Annotated in this window: 14 protein-coding genes and 1 tRNA gene; 11 read left to right on the forward strand and 4 right to left on the reverse strand. The window is 62.3% G+C overall.

All coding sequences use genetic code 11. The features are described from left to right. Positions 1–26 precede the first annotated feature (26 nt). Positions 27–428, forward strand: a complete 402-nt coding sequence (locus M728_RS00710) for a hypothetical protein (RefSeq protein ID WP_034883210.1) — start codon at positions 27–29, stop codon at positions 426–428. 213 nt (positions 429–641) lie between these two features. On the opposite strand, the gene M728_RS00715 is transcribed toward M728_RS00710, so the two are convergent. Then, positions 642–717, reverse strand: a tRNA-Thr gene (locus M728_RS00715). Positions 718–793: 76 nt separating this feature from the next. Further along, positions 794–1,804: a nitronate monooxygenase family protein gene (locus tag M728_RS00720; RefSeq protein ID WP_026619681.1), complete on the reverse strand. Its 1,011-nt coding sequence runs from the start codon at positions 1,802–1,804 to the stop codon at positions 794–796. Between the two features lie 275 nt (positions 1,805–2,079). Here M728_RS00720 and M728_RS00725 point away from each other — a divergent pair, with 275 nt between their 5' ends. After that, the gene (locus M728_RS00725; protein ID WP_026619682.1) at positions 2,080–3,237 is read left to right on the forward strand and encodes a hypothetical protein; all 1,158 of its coding nucleotides are present in this window, start codon (positions 2,080–2,082) and stop codon (positions 3,235–3,237) included. Positions 3,238–3,252: 15 nt separating this feature from the next. On the opposite strand, the gene ppk2 is transcribed toward M728_RS00725, so the two are convergent. Continuing rightward, positions 3,253–4,155 carry a polyphosphate kinase 2 gene (ppk2, locus tag M728_RS00730; RefSeq protein ID WP_026619683.1) on the reverse strand — a complete coding sequence of 301 codons (903 nt, stop codon included), beginning with the start codon at positions 4,153–4,155 and terminating at the stop codon, positions 3,253–3,255. Positions 4,156–4,378: 223 nt separating this feature from the next. Here ppk2 and phoR point away from each other — a divergent pair, with 223 nt between their 5' ends. From phoR to phoB, 7 genes are all read left to right on the forward strand, one after another. Next, the gene (phoR, locus tag M728_RS00735) at positions 4,379–5,641 is read left to right on the forward strand and encodes a phosphate regulon sensor histidine kinase PhoR (protein ID WP_026619684.1); all 1,263 of its coding nucleotides are present in this window, start codon (positions 4,379–4,381) and stop codon (positions 5,639–5,641) included. A gap of 189 nt (positions 5,642–5,830) precedes the next feature. Beyond that, a complete protein-coding gene (locus M728_RS00740; protein ID WP_026619685.1) occupies positions 5,831–6,865 on the forward strand; it encodes a substrate-binding domain-containing protein in 1,035 nt (344 codons plus the stop codon). 97 nt (positions 6,866–6,962) lie between these two features. Then, positions 6,963–8,447, forward strand: coding sequence for a phosphate ABC transporter permease subunit PstC (gene pstC, locus M728_RS00745; protein WP_026619686.1), 1,485 nt, complete (start codon positions 6,963–6,965; stop codon positions 8,445–8,447). Beyond that, entirely contained in the window at positions 8,444–9,766 is a 1,323-nt protein-coding gene (gene pstA, locus M728_RS00750) for a phosphate ABC transporter permease PstA (protein WP_026619687.1), read from the forward strand. The genes pstC and pstA overlap by 4 nt, the downstream gene beginning before the upstream one ends. Positions 9,767–9,779: 13 nt before the next feature. Continuing rightward, positions 9,780–10,595 (forward strand): phosphate ABC transporter ATP-binding protein PstB, encoded by an 816-nt coding sequence (gene pstB / locus M728_RS00755; RefSeq protein WP_026619688.1) that lies wholly within the window; start codon positions 9,780–9,782, stop codon positions 10,593–10,595. Positions 10,596–10,642: 47 nt separating this feature from the next. Beyond that, entirely contained in the window at positions 10,643–11,356 is a 714-nt protein-coding gene (phoU, locus tag M728_RS00760; RefSeq protein ID WP_026613341.1) for a phosphate signaling complex protein PhoU, read from the forward strand. A gap of 217 nt (positions 11,357–11,573) precedes the next feature. Continuing rightward, positions 11,574–12,257 (forward strand): phosphate regulon transcriptional regulator PhoB, encoded by a 684-nt coding sequence (phoB, locus tag M728_RS00765; RefSeq protein ID WP_026613340.1) that lies wholly within the window; start codon positions 11,574–11,576, stop codon positions 12,255–12,257. A 99-nt stretch (positions 12,258–12,356) separates the two neighbouring features. On the opposite strand, the gene M728_RS00770 is transcribed toward phoB, so the two are convergent. Further along, positions 12,357–12,875 carry a GcrA family cell cycle regulator gene (locus tag M728_RS00770; protein ID WP_026619689.1) on the reverse strand — a complete coding sequence of 173 codons (519 nt, stop codon included), beginning with the start codon at positions 12,873–12,875 and terminating at the stop codon, positions 12,357–12,359. A 411-nt stretch (positions 12,876–13,286) separates the two neighbouring features. Between M728_RS00770 and M728_RS00775 the strand changes: the two genes are divergently transcribed. After that, the gene (locus M728_RS00775; RefSeq protein WP_026619690.1) at positions 13,287–14,486 is read left to right on the forward strand and encodes an aspartate aminotransferase family protein; all 1,200 of its coding nucleotides are present in this window, start codon (positions 13,287–13,289) and stop codon (positions 14,484–14,486) included. A 72-nt stretch (positions 14,487–14,558) separates the two neighbouring features. Next, the gene (gene argF / locus M728_RS00780; RefSeq protein WP_026619691.1) at positions 14,559–15,470 is read left to right on the forward strand and encodes an ornithine carbamoyltransferase; all 912 of its coding nucleotides are present in this window, start codon (positions 14,559–14,561) and stop codon (positions 15,468–15,470) included. The last annotated feature ends 142 nt before the right edge of the window (positions 15,471–15,612 follow it).

The following is a 15,612-nucleotide window of genomic DNA, read 5'->3' on the forward strand; positions in this document are numbered from 1 at the left end:
AACTGTTTTCAGACCGAGGTTCTAGCATGATCGACAACCGCCTCACAATCCTGAACCTATACGAGCTGAAGAGGATGCCGAAAGACTTCGAGGTTGCGGTAGGCGCGCTGGCAAAGCGGGTCGAAGCCGAAGGTCATCCGGGCGTACTGTCCTACAGATTTTTCGTGAATGCGTCGGACAGGACAGCGCGCGGCGTCATCGACTACAAAAATCCTGACGCTTGGATCGGGCACCACGACATCGCCATGAGGTGGCCCGAAATGAGCGCGCTGCATGCGACGGCGACGTTGGCGGAAGTCATCTTTCTCGGCCCGCTGACATCCGAAATCCAGGCCTGGATTGAAAGCTCGGCGCTGACGGCACGAGTTCTTAGCGGGAATACATTCGCAGGCGGATTCCAGAGATTGCGCGGCTGGTCGAACGAATGACCGGATGGGGCTGAATCTGGCCATTCGTGCACCCGACGCCAACGACCGCAATGGGTCGAAACCGGTATTTTGTCCTCGGTAACATGCGCGAAAATTTCACGTAGGGGCGAACGTCGATCAAGACGTTCCCGCCAATTCCCGATTTTCTGCTTACTATGTGCTTACTGGCTTGGCTCGGCCAATTGAAATTCTGTGCTAAGTGCTTGAAATTAATGGTGCCGCTTACGTGACTCGAACACGTGACCCCATCATTACGAATGATGTGCTCTACCGACTGAGCTAAAGCGGCCCTTGGGCGGTTCCGCGGCAGCCCGCGGAACGAATGTGAGGCGCTGATAAACGCAAAGCGGCAAGATTTCAAGCCGTCAGTTTCGAGAAGTTGAAAATTCCTTCGCCGGCCGAACGTCGCTGTAGGAGCCGAAGCCGAGGCCGGTGCGTGCCGCGTTGTATTCTCGCTCCAGCCGGTCGACGAGTTGGGCGACGGTGCCGATCTCGCGCACGGCGCCGATCCCCTGGCCGCAGCCCCAGATGTCCTTCCATGCTTTGGCGCCATCGGCCGCCGTGCTGAAGTCCATCTTGGAAGGGTCCGCCTCCGGCAGATTGTCCGGATCCATGCCGGCCGCACGGATCGACGCTTTGAGATAGTTGCCGTGGATGCCGGTGAAATAGTTGGAATAGACGATGTCGGCGGCATTGCTGTCGACGATCATCTGCTTGTAGGCGTCACTGGCGCGCGCCTCTTCGGTGGCGATGAAGGGAGAGCCGATATAGGCCATGTCCGCCCCCATGGCCTCGGCGGCGAGGATGGCTCCGCCGGTGGCGATCGCGCCCGAGAGCAGCAGCGGCCCGTCGAACCACGTCCGTATTTCCTGGACGAGCGCGAAGGGCGAGAGGGTTCCGGCATGTCCGCCGGCACCGGCGGCGACCGCGATCAGACCGTCGGCGCCCTTGCGGATCGCGGAATTCGCATGACGGTTGTTGATCACGTCGTGAAGGACGATGCCGCCATAGGAATGGATGGCGGCGTTCACCTCGGGCACGGCGCCGAGCGAGGAGATGACGATCGGCACCTTGTATTTGACGCAAAGCATCAAGTCCTGCTCGAGCCGCGCATTGGACTTATGGACAATCTGATTGACGGCGAAGGGAGCCGCCGGCCGGTCGGGGTGCTTGGCGTCATGGTCGGCAAGCGTTTCGGCGATCTCCGCCAGCCATTCGTCGAGCTGTGAGTGCGGCCGAGCGTTGAGTGCCGGGAAGGCGCCGATGACGCCTGCCTTGCACTGAGCGATCGTCAACCGGGGATGCGAGACGATGAAAAGCGGCGCGCCGACAATCGGCAATCTCGTCTTTCCGGAAAGAATTGGCGGCAACGACATCGAAAATTCTCCATCCCATCTTTGACGTTTGCGTAAACGTCAAAACAAATAGCAGCAACGGAGGCGCTTGCCTACTGCGTCATTGACCGCGAGGTCGATATTTTCCCCGAGGAACGACGACCGATCACGCCACCGGACTTGCAGATTCAGAAAGCAGCAGTTACCCAATCCTTAACAAAAGCAACGGCGTGTGGCGGTCGGCGGCGGGCCATACCCGCGGGAAGTTTGACAACAGCTTGCCGCAGCCGGAAGGCTTTCGCACAAAAGGATTTGATGTGAGCGGACTCGAGACTGCGATCAGGAATGCACTGGAACGGTCGGACCGGAGCAATGCGGAGATCCGCGCGCGCATCTATCAGTCGGCGCGCCAGGCACTGGAAAACGGTTTGCAGAAGCAGCAGATCGAGGATCCGGACGTGATCGCGCGGCAACGGCATCGTCTCGAAGCCATCATCCACGCGATCGAAACGGAAGAACGCGCCGCCTTGAAGGCGCGCGCTGCGGCCACTCCGGTCGTAAATCTCGGAGATGCAACGCCAAAGGCCGAAGCCGCCGAGCGCGCCTCAGTCGCCGCCCAGGTCTCCGGGCGGCGGGAGCCGGAATTTGCGGCCGCCAGGCGCGCTCCGGCGCAGGCGGAGGGGGGGCTTGGAGGCTTGCGGGCAGAGCGCGATGGCGCCCTCTCGACGCGGCCCGCTGCCGAAGGCGAAAGAGCCGACGATCCCGGCAGGCGCGGCGCCCCAGCGCCCGATCTTGGCGTCACGGACAAACGACCGCCCAAGCGCAAACGCGGCCGTCTTCTTTCTTACACCATGGTCGTTGCGACACTCGCGGCTGCGGCGGGGGCCGCCGTCTGGTGGGTCCAGACCAATAATCTCCTCAAGCCACTGTCCGACACAAATGTCGCCAATCCGCCGGCGACGGTGGAGTCGGAGGATTTCAGCGGCGGCGCAGGCTTGCAGACGCTTCGGGCACAGGATGGTTTTACCGGCGATTGGCTGGAGGTTTTCATGCCGAAGGACGTCGCGGCGGTCAAGCCTGGTCCCCGCGCGAAAGCGGAACCGTTCGACGAGGACGGCGGCGAGCGCCTGCGGCTGACGTCGGCGGTGGCGACGAAGGACGGCGACGTGGCGATCGAGATTCCCGTCGATGCCCTCGAGCAACTCTCGGGTAAATCCTCGACACTCGCGTTGACGGTGCAGACGACGCCGGGCAAGACCACGGAATTCGCCGTCGAGTGCGAGTTCTCGACGCTTGGCGACTGCGGCCGTCACCGCTTCACGGCGCATGACGAGCGGCTGGACATGCTGTTCAAGGTCACTTTCGATCGCAAGCCTGCTCCGAACAGCCCTGGAAGGCTCGTGATCAACAGTGACGTCAGCGGCACCGGCAACAGCCTGGACCTTTTTGCGGTCCGTGTGTTGCCGGGCGAATGACGCGGGCGCAGCCGATCACTTGAGGAAGCCCGGTCCGGAGCCGACGATCTTGTGGTCGACTTCGCCGATCGCCGCCTTGTCCTTGCCGTCGTAGTCGAGGCTCTTGAGTATGCGGCGGATCAGGTTGATCCGGGCGCGGCGCTTGTCATTGCCGCGGATGACGGTCCAAGGCGCGTGTTCCGTATGTGTTTCCTTCAGCATCCGGTCGCGCTTCTCGGTGTAGTCGTCCCACTTGTTCAATGCCGCGATATCCATGGGCGACAGCTTCCAGATCTTCAGCGGATCGTGGCGGCGGTCATGGAACCGCTTCAATTGCATCTCCCGGCCGATGTTTATCCAGAACTTGAAGAGATGGATGCCCTCGTCGGCGATCATTTTTTCGAATCGGGGCGCCTGCTTGAGAAAATGCTCGTACTGCTCCGGGGTGCAGAAGCCCATGACCGGTTCCACGCCGGCGCGGTTGTACCAGGAGCGGTCGAAAAGGACGAATTCGCCGGCCGTCGGAAAGGTCGCCACATAACGCTGGAAATACCATTGGCCGCGTTCCGTCTCGGTGGGTTTGGTGAGCGCGACGGTGCGTGCGGAGCGGGGATTCATATAGGCCGTGGTCGCGTGGATGGCGCCGCCCTTGCCGGCCGCGTCGCGCCCTTCGAATACCGCCATCACCCGTTTTCCGGTCGCCTGCAGCCAGAACTGGACCTTGACCAATTCGATCTGCAGCCTCGTCAGCGTCTCCTCGTATTCCTCCTCGCTGAGCTTTTTCTCGTAAGGGTAGTCGTCCGAGCGGAAGGCCGCGTCGTCGATCCATTTCGGCAATTCCGGGTCATCGACGTCGAAGACGCGGGTCTTGCCGCCGATCCTCAATTCGACCGCCCGACTTTCAGGCTTTGCCGCGGCAGGTGCTTCCTCGAGTGCCATCCGTCTTCCTTCCGCTCGCTGGATTTCTTCGGAGGAGGCCATAATTGCATTGCGGATTCAAGCATGTCGTGAAAATCATGTCATGAAGCACCGCTATCTCTCTGCCTTCATGGCCGGAGCGAGGCAAAGGTCGCGAGGTGGTTTCCTCGCCGCCCTCATCCGCCGGTCGCGTCGATGGTCCGGAAGCATTACGGCAAACGTCATTGGGTCGGGAGACGGCAGATTGAGCGACGAGGGCATTGTGTTGGATGGCGCGAAGGTGTTCTGGCGAACCCTGCTGCCGAGGCTGAAGGCCGAACGCTGGATTCTCGGCCTGTCCGTCGTACTTGCGGTTCTCGCCGGCTTCGCGGGCATTCACGTGTTGGCCATTCTGCCCTTCTGGATCGTTCTTGTCGCGGCCGTCCTCAACCGGAGCGCGCCGGTGGCGCAGCCGATACCTGAGGCAGCGCCGACCACGGTCGAGAAGTCGATGGACCCGCTGATCCCGGTACTGAACGCGCTCGACATGCCAGTCATCGTCGTCGCGGCCGACGAAACCGTCCTCTTCCAGAATCTGGCCGCCGAGAAGGCCTTCGGGACCATTCCGAAAGACACCTACCTTTCCGCCCGCGTGCGCTCGCCCGGCATTCTCGACATGGTGCGCGAGACCATTGCGACGGGCAAGATCAATCAGATCGAACATACCGAGCGCCTGCCTTCGGATGCGATCTATGTCGTTCGCGTCGCGCCGGCCGACACAGGAGGCGAAGGGCCGGCCCAGCGCGTCTTCCTGCTCACCTACCGCGACATCTCGCAGGCCCGCCGCATCGATCGGATGCGGTCCGACTTCGTTGCCAATGCCAGCCATGAGCTGCGCACGCCGCTGGCATCGCTGCGCGGTTTCATCGAGACGCTGCAGGGGCCGGCCCGGAACGACCCGAAGGTGCAGGAGAAATTCTTCGCGATCATGCATGAGCAGGCCACCCGCATGAGCCGGCTCGTCGATGATCTCCTATCGCTGTCGCGGCTCGAATTGAAGTCGCACATCGCCCCGGACGACACCGTCGACCTCGTTCCGCTGCTCGGGCATGTGCGCGACAGTCTCGCGCCGCTTGCGAGCGAGCTCGACGTGACAATCGCGCTCGACGTGCCCGACGCGCCGGTCCTCGTCCAGGGAGACCGTGACGAACTGGTCGAGGTCTTTGAGAATCTGATCGAAAACGCCTGCAAATATGGCCAGGAAGGCAAGAGGGTCGATGTGCGGCTGACCGGCGGCGAGGACCATCAGGCGGAGGTGACGGTCAAGGATCATGGACCGGGTATTCCGGCCGAGCACGTGCCGCGGATTACCGAACGTTTCTATCGGGTTAACGTCGAGGCGAGCCGCTCGAAAAAAGGGACGGGCCTGGGACTTGCCATCGTAAAGCATATCCTTACCCGCCATCGCGCGCGGCTGCTCATTCATTCCGAAGTCGGCAAAGGTACGATTTTTACCGTGCGGTTCTGACATAAAAGTGCGGCTAAATATTGGAAGGTGTAAAATTTATAAGCATCTTCAATGACATAGGTTGTCATAAATGTTTCATGAAACTGACATAAAAGCTGTAGCCATCGGCGGCTAACTAGGGCAGCCGATCATACGGCGAGCGCAGGAACCTCTAGCGCACCAACACAAGCCCTTTCCGGGAGAACATCTATGAAAGCTCTTAAACTCACTGTAGCGGCGCTGGTCGCATCCGCCGCGTTCGCGGGTGTCGCAGCGGCTCGCGACCAGGTTCAGGTCGCCGGCTCCTCCACCGTTCTTCCTTACGCAAAGATCGTCGCCGAGAGCTTCGGCGAGGCTTTCCCTGACTTCAAGACCCCGGTCGTCGAATCCGGTGGCTCTTCCGCTGGCCTCAAGGAATTCTGCAAGGGCGTCGGCGAAGACACGATCGACATCGCCAATTCCTCGCGCAAGATCAAGGACAGCGAAGTCGAGGCCTGCAAGGCCGCCGGCGTGACCGAAATCCAGGAAATCAAGATCGGTTATGACGGCATCGTCTTCGCAACGGACGCCGGCAATGCCGACCTCGCCCTGAAGCCGGAGCAGCTCTACAAGGCGCTCGCCGCCGAAGTCGTCGTCGACGGCAAGCTCGTCGCCAATCCCTACAAGAAGTGGTCGGAAGTCGACGCTTCGCTTCCGGACGCCGAAATCGCCGCCTACATCCCGGGCGAAAAGCACGGCACGCGTGAAGTCTTTGAAGAGAAGATCCTTGCCCACGGCTGTAAGGACGCGGGTGCTCTCGATGTCATCAAGGCTGCGATCAGCGACGAGAAGGCCGCTGCCAAGAAGTGCGTTGCCGTGCGCAAGGACGGTCTCGCTGTCGATATCGACGGCGACTACACCGAAACGCTCGCCCGCATCGCCTCCAACAAGAGCGGCATCGGCGTCTTCGGCCTTTCGTTCTACGAAAACAACGCCGACAAGCTGAAGGTTGCGACCGTCAATGGCGTCGCCCCCTCCACGGAAACGATCGCCTCCGGCGAATATCCGGTTTCCCGCCCGCTGTTCTTCTACGTGAAGAAGGCTCACCTCGGCGTGATCCCGGGTCTCAAGGAATATGTCGAGTTCTTCATCGACGACCAGATGATCGGCCCTGACGGCCCGCTCGCCGACTACGGCCTGGTTGCGGCTCCGGACGCCGAGCGTGAAGAAATCCGCAAGTCTTTCGAAGCCGGCAACATGCTCTGATCAAGACAGGTCCCGGCGCGGCGTTCCGCTGCGCCGGGACAGGCATTCATTCGATTTTGCCGGCGACTTTTGACGGTCCTGCCGCGGAGACGTGCCGATGAGTACTTCGCTCCTTCTCCTGATCATTGTTGTGATTGGTTTCATTGCTTTTTTTGCCGGTCGAGCCCGTTCGTTCGCGCAATCGGGCGGCAAGCTCGCCAACTTGCATTCCCTGCCCGGATATCACGGCAGCTATGTTCTCATCTGGGCTACGCTGCCCGCCGCTCTCGTGCTCGCCGCATGGCTGATCGCTTCGCCGATCTACATCGATTCCGCCGTTCGTTCGGCCCTTCCGGACTCTGTCCAGAGCCAAGGCGCCGCAACCGTTCAGCTTGCGCTCGGCCAGGTGAAGTCCGTTGCCCTCGGCCTCGACCGGCTGAGTGCCGCAGACATCGGGGCGATCGAGAATGGATCGGCGAATCTGCGCGAGACGCTGGCCGCCAAGGGCGTGGCGCTTGCCGGCGAAGGCGAGCACTACATGGTCGCCGCCGCCCAGCAGTTCAATTCGATGCGGCTCTATAGCCGCTGGCTGATGAGCGCCGTCGTGCTCATCGTCTCTGTTGCCGGCGGACTCTATGCGATCCGCAACATCGCCACCCGTTTCCGTGCCCGCAATCAGGTGGAGCGCGTCATCCTCGCTTCGCTCATTGTCGCCTCGTCGATCGCCATCCTGACGACGATCGGCATCATCGGCTCGATGCTGTCGGAGGCCGGCCGCTTCTTCAGCATGGTGTCGCCAGCGGAATTCTTCTTCGGCACGGTCTGGGATCCTCGCTTCGCGGCGGCCGGAAACGAGGGCGCCTCGGGCCAGTTCGGGCTGTTGCCGCTTCTCGGCGGCACCATCTACATCGCCTTCGTCGCCATGCTCTTTGCCGTGCCCATCGGCCTCTTCGCCGCCATCTACATGGCCGAATACGCGAGCCCCCGGCTGCGCTCGACGGCGAAGCCGCTTCTGGAGGTGCTCGCCGGCATCCCGACGATCGTCTACGGCTTCTTCGCACTCGTGACGGTCGGTCCGTTCCTGCGCGATATCTCGACGCAACTGAACGGCCTTCTTACCGGCAACTACCAGAACTTCATCCAGGCGCAGAGCGTCATCACCGCCGGCATCGTCATGGGCATTATGCTCATTCCGTTCGTGTCGTCGCTCTCGGACGACATCATCACCCAGGTGCCGCGCGCGCTCCGCGACGGTTCGCTCGGCCTCGGCGCGACGCGCTCGGAGACGGTGAAGAAGGTCATTCTGCCCGCAGCATTGCCCGGCATCGTCGGCGCGCTGTTGCTGACCGCGTCGCGCGCGGTCGGCGAGACGATGATCGTCGTGCTTGCCGCCGGCGTTGCCGCACGCATGCAATTGAGCCCCTTCGAGCCGATGACGACGGTGACCGTCAAGATCGTGCACCAGTTGACGGGCGACCTGGAGTTCACTTCGCCGCAGACGCTCGTCGCCTTCGCGCTCGGCATCACGCTCTTCGTCATCACGCTCTGCCTCAACATCTACGCGCTCTACATCGTGCGCAAATATCGGGAACAGTACGAATGACCGAGATTGCCTCCCCGACGGTAAGGGTCTCCACCCGTCCTGCCGAAAGCCGCCGCGATATCGGTATCAAGCGCCGCTACGCCGCAGAGCGCCGTTTCCGCTTCTACGGCATCAGCGCCATCGTCATCGGCCTGTTTTTCCTCGCGGTCCTGCTCTGGAGCGTTGTTTCGAAGGGCTACACGGCCTTCCAGCAGACGACGATCACGCTGCCGATCGAGTTCTCCGAAAAGGTCATCGATCCGAAGAACGAGCGGGCGACCGATCCGAAGCAGCTGATGTCGGCCAACTATCCGCTGCTCGTCCGCGAGGCATTGGTAAAGCAGCTCGGCCTCGATCCGAAGAAGCGGCCGCTCGTCAAGCAGGCGACCGACATGGTTTCCGCCAGCGCCAGGACGCAACTGCGCGATATCGTCGTCGCCGATCCGTCGGTAATTGGTAAGACGATCCCCGTGACGCTGCTTGCCGAAGCGAATATCGACTCTGCCTTCAAGGGTCAGATCGACCTGCAGGTGGACGAGTCCAAGCGCAAGGTAAAGGACCAGCAGGTCGCCTGGATGAGCCAGCTCGCCGATGCCGGTGCACTCAAGAAGAGCTTCAACACCGGCATCTTCACCTTCGGCGCGTCGAGCCGGCCGGAAGCGGCGGGCGTCGGCGTCGCGCTCATCGGCTCGCTCTACATGATGCTGATCGTGCTCGTGCTGTCATTGCCGATCGGCGTCGCCGCCTCGATCTATCTGGAAGAGTTCGCCCCGAAGAACCGGCTGACCGACCTGATCGAAGTCAACATCAACAATCTCGCGGCAGTACCCTCGATCGTCTACGGTCTCCTCGGCCTTGCCGTATTCATCAACTTCGCGGGCCTGCCGCGTTCAGCCGCGCTTATTGGTGGACTTGTGCTGACGCTGATGACGCTGCCGACGATCATCATCGCCACCCGCGCGGCGCTGAAGGCCGTCCCGCCGTCGATCCGCGCCGCCGCGCTCGGCCTCGGCGCATCGAAGATGCAGACCATCTTCCATCATGTGCTGCCGCTGGCCATGCCCGGAATCCTGACCGGCACGATCATCGGCCTCGCGCATGCTCTCGGCGAAACGGCGCCGCTGCTCCTGATCGGCATGGTGGCCTTCGTGGTCGACTATCCGGGCTCGCCGCTGGAGCCCTCGACCGCGCTGCCGGTGCAGATCTACATGTGGGCGAACGAAGCGGAACGCGCTTTTGTGGAGCGCACGTCGGGAGCGATTATCATTCTTTTGATCTTCCTCGTCTTCATGAACCTCGGCGCAATTCTCTTGCGGCGTCGTTTTGAGCGTCGCTGGTAGTGGGGTAAGGACTATGAACATCATGTCGGAAGCTGCAGTCGAAAAGGCTCTGGACCAGAAAATGAACACGGTGCCCTACAAGATGATCGGCAAGGATGTGTCGGTCTATTACGGCGAGAAGCGCGCGCTCTTCGACGTCAACCTCAACATCCGCGAGAACACGGTGACGGCGCTGATCGGCCCCTCCGGTTGCGGCAAGTCGACCTTCCTGCGCACGCTCAACCGGATGAACGATACGATCGAGAACTGCCGCGTGACCGGCAAGATCACCCTCGACGAGGACGATATCTACGATCCGTCAATCGACGTGGTCGAACTGCGCGCCCGCGTCGGCATGGTGTTCCAGAAGCCGAACCCGTTCCCGAAGTCGATCTACGACAACGTTTCGTACGGTCCGCGCATCCATGGCCTGGCGCGCACGAAGGCCGAACTCGACGAGACGGTCGAGACGAGCCTCCAGAAGGCGGGGCTGTGGAACGAGGTCAAGGACCGCCTGCAGGAGCCGGGCACCGGCCTTTCCGGCGGCCAGCAGCAGCGCCTCTGCATTGCCCGCGCGGTGGCTGTCAGCCCCGAAGTCATCCTGATGGACGAGCCCTGTTCGGCGCTCGATCCGATCGCGACGGCCAAGGTCGAGGAGCTCATCCACGAGCTGCGCGCGAATTTCACGATCGTCATCGTGACGCACTCGATGCAGCAGGCGGCGCGCGTGTCGCAGCGCACGGCCATGTTCCACCTCGGCAACCTCGTCGAGGAGAACGACACCGACAAGATGTTCACCAATCCGGATGACCAGCGCACCCAGGACTACATCATGGGCCGCTTCGGCTGATCGGCCGAAAGTCCCCGTGAAGAGCGCGCGCCCTTGAGGAACCGAAAATGTCTCACCCCCACATAATGACCGCCTTCGACGAAGAGCTGAAATATCTGACGCGCCGGATCTCCGAGATGGGAGGACTTGCCGAGCAGATGGTCGCGGACTCGGTCCGGGCGCTGGTCAATTCGGACCTCGCCCTGGCCCAGAAGGTGATTTCCGATGATGCCATTCTGGACGATGCCGAACGGCAGATCGGCGAAAAGGCGATCGTCACCATCGCCAAGCGCCAGCCCATGGCCTCGGACCTCCGCGAGATCATGGGATCGATCCGCATCGCCGCGGATCTCGAGCGCGTCGGCGATCTCGGCAAGAATACCGCCAAGCGCGTGATTGCCGTTGCCGGCTCCGGAATCCCCCGCAAGCTCGCGCGCGGCCTCGAGCATCTGGCCGAGCTTGCCCTCGTGCAGCTCAAGGAAGTGCTCGACGTCTATGCCTCGCGCTCTCCGGAAAAGGCAAACAGCATCCGCGAGCGTGACGAGGAGATCGACGCGATCTACACCTCGCTCTTTCGCGAGTTGCTCACCTACATGATGGAAGATCCGCGCAACATCACGCCCTGCACGCATCTCCTCTTCTGCGCCAAGAACATCGAACGGATCGGCGATCATGCGACCAACATCGCCGAGACGATCTACTACATGGCGACAGGCGCCCAGCCTGCGGGCGAACGGCCGAAGGACGACACGACGTCGACATTGGGTTCCGTGACGGACTGAGGTCGCCCGGCGTCCCGTGCGTGCGCCAAATCTTTTCCGGCCGCGTTGGTTCGCGGTCTACTGCGTGTTCCCTTAAGTCGTAGCCGATTTAGGACAAAAACATGCAGCAACTCGAAGTGCTACAGCATCCTTTGTGCGTCTGAAAAAAGACGCACGGCGCTGTAGACTGTGTCGCGGCGGCATGATCGCGGTCGCGCGTAGGAAGGAGTCGTACTGAATGTTGCCGAAGATTGCAGTAGTCGAAGACGAGGAAGCGCTGAGCGTACTCCTGCGTTACAATCTCGAGGCCGAAGGCTTCGAAGTCGATACGATCCTTCGCGGCGACGAGGCAGAGATCCGCCTGCAGGAGCGCCTACCCGATCTTCTCATTCTGGATTGGATGCTGCCCGGGGTTTCCGGCATCGAACTCTGCCGCAGGCTCCGCCAGCGGCCCGAGACGGAACGTCTGCCGATCATCATGCTGACGGCGCGTGGCGAGGAGAGCGAGCGCGTGCGGGGTCTTGCGACGGGTGCCGACGACTATGTCGTCAAGCCGTTCTCGACGCCGGAACTGATGGCGCGCGTGAAGGCGATGCTCCGGCGCGCCAAGCCCGAGGTCCTGTCCACGCTCCTGCGCTGCGGCGACATTGAGCTCGACCGCGAGACGCACCGCGTCCATCGCCGCAGCCGGGAAGTCCGACTCGGGCCGACGGAGTTCCGCCTCCTGGAGTTCCTCATGTCCTCGCCGGGACGCGTCTTCTCCCGCTCGCAATTGTTGGACGGCGTCTGGGGGCACGACATCTATGTCGACGAGCGGACCGTGGACGTGCATGTGGGCCGCCTGCGCAAGGCCTTGAACTTCTCGAACATGCCCGACGTCATCCGCACGGTGCGCGGCGCCGGCTATTCGCTGGAGGGCTGAGGCCGGTTGCGAGCGGCCTTCCTGTGTCGCCCGCGTATTTTCAGTTGCAGCGACGAAAAAAAGGGGCCGTGCGGCCCCTTTTTCTTCCTCGTCAAAGACTTAGCGCAGGCGACGGCGCTCCGCCGAGGGCTGGTAAGCGAGCCGCGCATGATAGCTGCAATAGGGAGAGGACTCTGGAGAATCGTTGCCGCAGAAGTGGAATTCTTCCTTCAGCGGGTCGCCGATCGGCCACTTGCAGGTGCGCTCCGTGAGCTGGGTGAGTTCCAGGCGACGCGACATTGGAACGACGATGTTCGCCTCGAGCTCAAAATCCTGCTCGACCGCCAGTTCGAGCGCATTGTCTTCCTTGAGGGCGGTCGCGCCGGACGTGCGGGGAACGGTACGAGTGACGGCGCGCGCGGCGTAATTCGGCGCACGGGGCGCCGAGGTCGTCCGTTTCGGGCGGGCCGCCGCGCTCGTTCCGCCGGCCTTGGCGCGCCCGGGCAGGCTCAGCCGGTGGACCTTGCCGATGACGGCATTGCGACTGACGCCGCCCAACTGCGCCGCGATCTGGCTGGCGCTCAAGCCCTCGGACCACAGCTTCTTCAGTTTCTCCACCCGCTCGTCAGTCCAGTTCATCTCTGCACTCTCCGTTCTCGGCGTTGGGATGGCAGAATCCATCACCGCTCTCCGGAAAAATCCCGGAGATACAACGCGATAACACTGTTGGTGACTAGGTCCGCCGCATGCGTCTAGTAATTGAATATTAACCTACCGGTAGGGTGACTCCGTGGCAAGAGTCGCCGGAATCGCGCCGAATCGATTTTGCGGTTTTCCCCAACTTGCTGTCGGGGCGTTGCATTTTTGCAAGCCCCGGAGCGCGATTTTTTCGCCCTCGGAATCTGCGACCGCACGGCGCCCTGCAAGCCTTGGTTTTGTTGACATTGCGGCGCGAAATAGGAATAGTGCCTCCGCCGCCGCAAGGCGGCATTTTTGATTTTTGTCGGGCCTGACAAAGCCGATGCCGAGATGATGAAGGAGACGTTCACCATGGCCGCAACAACGCCGCTTTACGACACCTACCTGCGTGCGCCGTTGCGTTTCGACCGAGGTGAGGGCGTCTGGCTGATCGCGGAAGACGGCACGCGCTATCTCGACTTCGCCGCCGGCGTTGCCGTGAATTCGCTGGGTCACGCCCATCCGCATCTCGTGGAGGCCCTGAAGGCGCAGGCCGAGAAGGTGTGGCATCTTTCCAATCTTTACGAGGTTCCCGGGCAGGAGAGCCTTGCACGGCGGTTGACCCAGGTGACCTTCGCCGACCGAGTGTTCTTCACCAACTCAGGCGCGGAAGCGCTCGAATGCGCGATCAAGACGGCACGGCGCTATCATTTCGCCAAGGGCCACCCGGAAAGGTTCCATATCATCACCTTCGAAGGTGCCTTCCATGGCCGCACGATCGCGACGATCGCCGCCGGCGGCCAGCAGAAATACATCGAAGGCTTCGGGCCGAAGGCGCCGGGCTTCTACCAAGTTCCCTTCGGCGATATCGCCGCGGTCAAGAATGCGATCAATGACGAGACAGCGGCGATCCTGATCGAGCCGATCCAGGGCGAGGGCGGCATTCGCCTGGCGCCGAAGGAGTTCCTCCAGGAACTGCGCGCGCTCTGCGATGAACTCGGCCTGCTTCTGATCCTTGACGAAGTGCAATCCGGCGTCGGCCGCACGGGCAAGCTTTTCTCCCACGAATGGGCCGGCATCACGCCGGACATCATGGCTGTCGCCAAAGGCATTGGCGGCGGCTTTCCGCTCGGCGCCTGCCTGGCGACGGATGCCGCCGCCGCCGGCATGATTGCGGGGACGCACGGCTCCACCTACGGCGGTAACCCGCTGGCGATGGCAGTCGGCAACGCTGTGCTCGACGTGATCCTCGCCGAGGGCTTCCTGGAGCACGTGCGCGATGTGGCGCTCGTCTTCCGCCAGGGGCTCGCCTCGCTCAAGGATCGTTTCCCGGACGTGATCGAGGAGATCCGTGGCGACGGGCTGATGCTCGGCATCAAGGCGAAGGTGCCCTCCGCCGACTTCCTGAAGGCGATCCGCGCAGAGAAGCTGCTCGCCGTCCCCGCCGGCGAGAATGTGCTGCGCCTCTTGCCGCCATTGATCACCACCGCGGCCGAAGCGCGCGAGGGGCTGGCGCGGCTCGAACGCGCGGCGGAAGCGGCCCGGGCAGGCAGCGGCAACGCCGCGGCCTGAGATTGGGCTCTGATTGAACCAGGCGCGCAAGCGTGATCGACTACCGGTTTCTACGATAGGAAATGCAGCACGATGACCAGACACTTTCTCGATCTCTCGGCCATGGCGGCCGCCGACCTTAGGACGATCATCGACGATGCGCGCGTCCGAAAGTCGGCGACCAAGGCCGGAACGGCCGAGAAGCCGCTTGCCGGCAAGATGCTCGCGATGATCTTCGAAAAGCCATCCACCCGCACCCGCGTCTCCTTCGATGTCGGCATGCGCCAGCTCGGCGGCGAGACGCTGTTCCTCTCCGGCACCGAAATGCAGCTCGGGCGGGCCGAGACGATCGGCGATACGGCGAAGGTCCTGTCGCGCTATGTCGATGCGATCATGATACGGACCACAAAACACCGCCGGCTTCTGGAAATGGCCGAACACGCGACCGTGCCCGTCATCAACGGCCTCACCGACGATACGCACCCCTGCCAGATCATGGCCGACATCATGACCTTCGAGGAGCATCGCGGCCCGGTCAAGGGCAAGACGATCGCCTGGACGGGGGACGGCAACAACGTGCTCCACTCGCTTATCGAAGGCTCGGCGCGCTTCGGCTACCGCATGAACATGGCCGTGCCGCTCGGCTCCGAGCCGCAGGACAAGTTTTTGAACTGGGCGCGCAACAATGGCGGCGAAATCCTGCTCTGCCATGAGCCGGAACAGGCCGTGGCCGGCGCCCATTGCGTCGTCACCGATACCTGGGTGTCGATGAACCAGGAGCACCGCGCCCGTGGGCACAACGTCTTCCAGCCCTATCAGGTCAATGAAGCGCTGATGAAGCATGCCGCGCCCGACGCGCTGTTCATGCATTGCCTGCCGGCGCACCGCGGCGAGGAGGTTACCAACGAGGTCATCGACGGTCCGCAGTCCGTCGTCTTCGATGCGGCGGAGAACCGGATGCACGCGCAGAAATCGATCCTTGCCTGGTGCCTCGGCGTGGTCTGACGACCGCCGGTGCGAGCGATCCGGTCGAAGGGAACTCTTGAATTCGGCGCCCCGCGACACAATTTTAGGCGGCGACGGCTTATGCACGTCGCCTAACTGTGCAGCCGGGGCGATTTCCGCTCCTGCCGCGCTCCTCGACCAT

Source organism: Ensifer sp. WSM1721 (assembly GCF_000513895.2).
GTDB lineage: Bacteria > Pseudomonadota > Alphaproteobacteria > Rhizobiales > Rhizobiaceae > Sinorhizobium.

What these genes read in the sequence shown, in the direction of transcription:
- M728_RS00710 (WP_034883210.1), top strand. Translation starts at nt 27, where the DNA reads ATGATCGACAACCGCCTCACAATCCTGAACCTATACGAGCTGAAGAGG.
- M728_RS00720 (WP_026619681.1), bottom strand. Translation starts at nt 1,804, where the DNA reads ATGTCGTTGCCGCCAATTCTTTCCGGAAAGACGAGATTGCCGATTGTC.
- ppk2 (WP_026619683.1), bottom strand. Translation starts at nt 4,155, where the DNA reads ATGGCACTCGAGGAAGCACCTGCCGCGGCAAAGCCTGAAAGTCGGGCG.
- M728_RS00740 (WP_026619685.1), top strand. Translation starts at nt 5,831, where the DNA reads ATGAAAGCTCTTAAACTCACTGTAGCGGCGCTGGTCGCATCCGCCGCG.
- pstC (WP_026619686.1), top strand. Translation starts at nt 6,963, where the DNA reads ATGAGTACTTCGCTCCTTCTCCTGATCATTGTTGTGATTGGTTTCATT.
- pstA (WP_026619687.1), top strand. Translation starts at nt 8,444, where the DNA reads ATGACCGAGATTGCCTCCCCGACGGTAAGGGTCTCCACCCGTCCTGCC.
- pstB (WP_026619688.1), top strand. Translation starts at nt 9,780, where the DNA reads ATGAACATCATGTCGGAAGCTGCAGTCGAAAAGGCTCTGGACCAGAAA.
- phoU (WP_026613341.1), top strand. Translation starts at nt 10,643, where the DNA reads ATGTCTCACCCCCACATAATGACCGCCTTCGACGAAGAGCTGAAATAT.
- phoB (WP_026613340.1), top strand. Translation starts at nt 11,574, where the DNA reads ATGTTGCCGAAGATTGCAGTAGTCGAAGACGAGGAAGCGCTGAGCGTA.
- M728_RS00770 (WP_026619689.1), bottom strand. Translation starts at nt 12,875, where the DNA reads ATGAACTGGACTGACGAGCGGGTGGAGAAACTGAAGAAGCTGTGGTCC.
- M728_RS00775 (WP_026619690.1), top strand. Translation starts at nt 13,287, where the DNA reads ATGGCCGCAACAACGCCGCTTTACGACACCTACCTGCGTGCGCCGTTG.
- argF (WP_026619691.1), top strand. Translation starts at nt 14,559, where the DNA reads ATGACCAGACACTTTCTCGATCTCTCGGCCATGGCGGCCGCCGACCTT.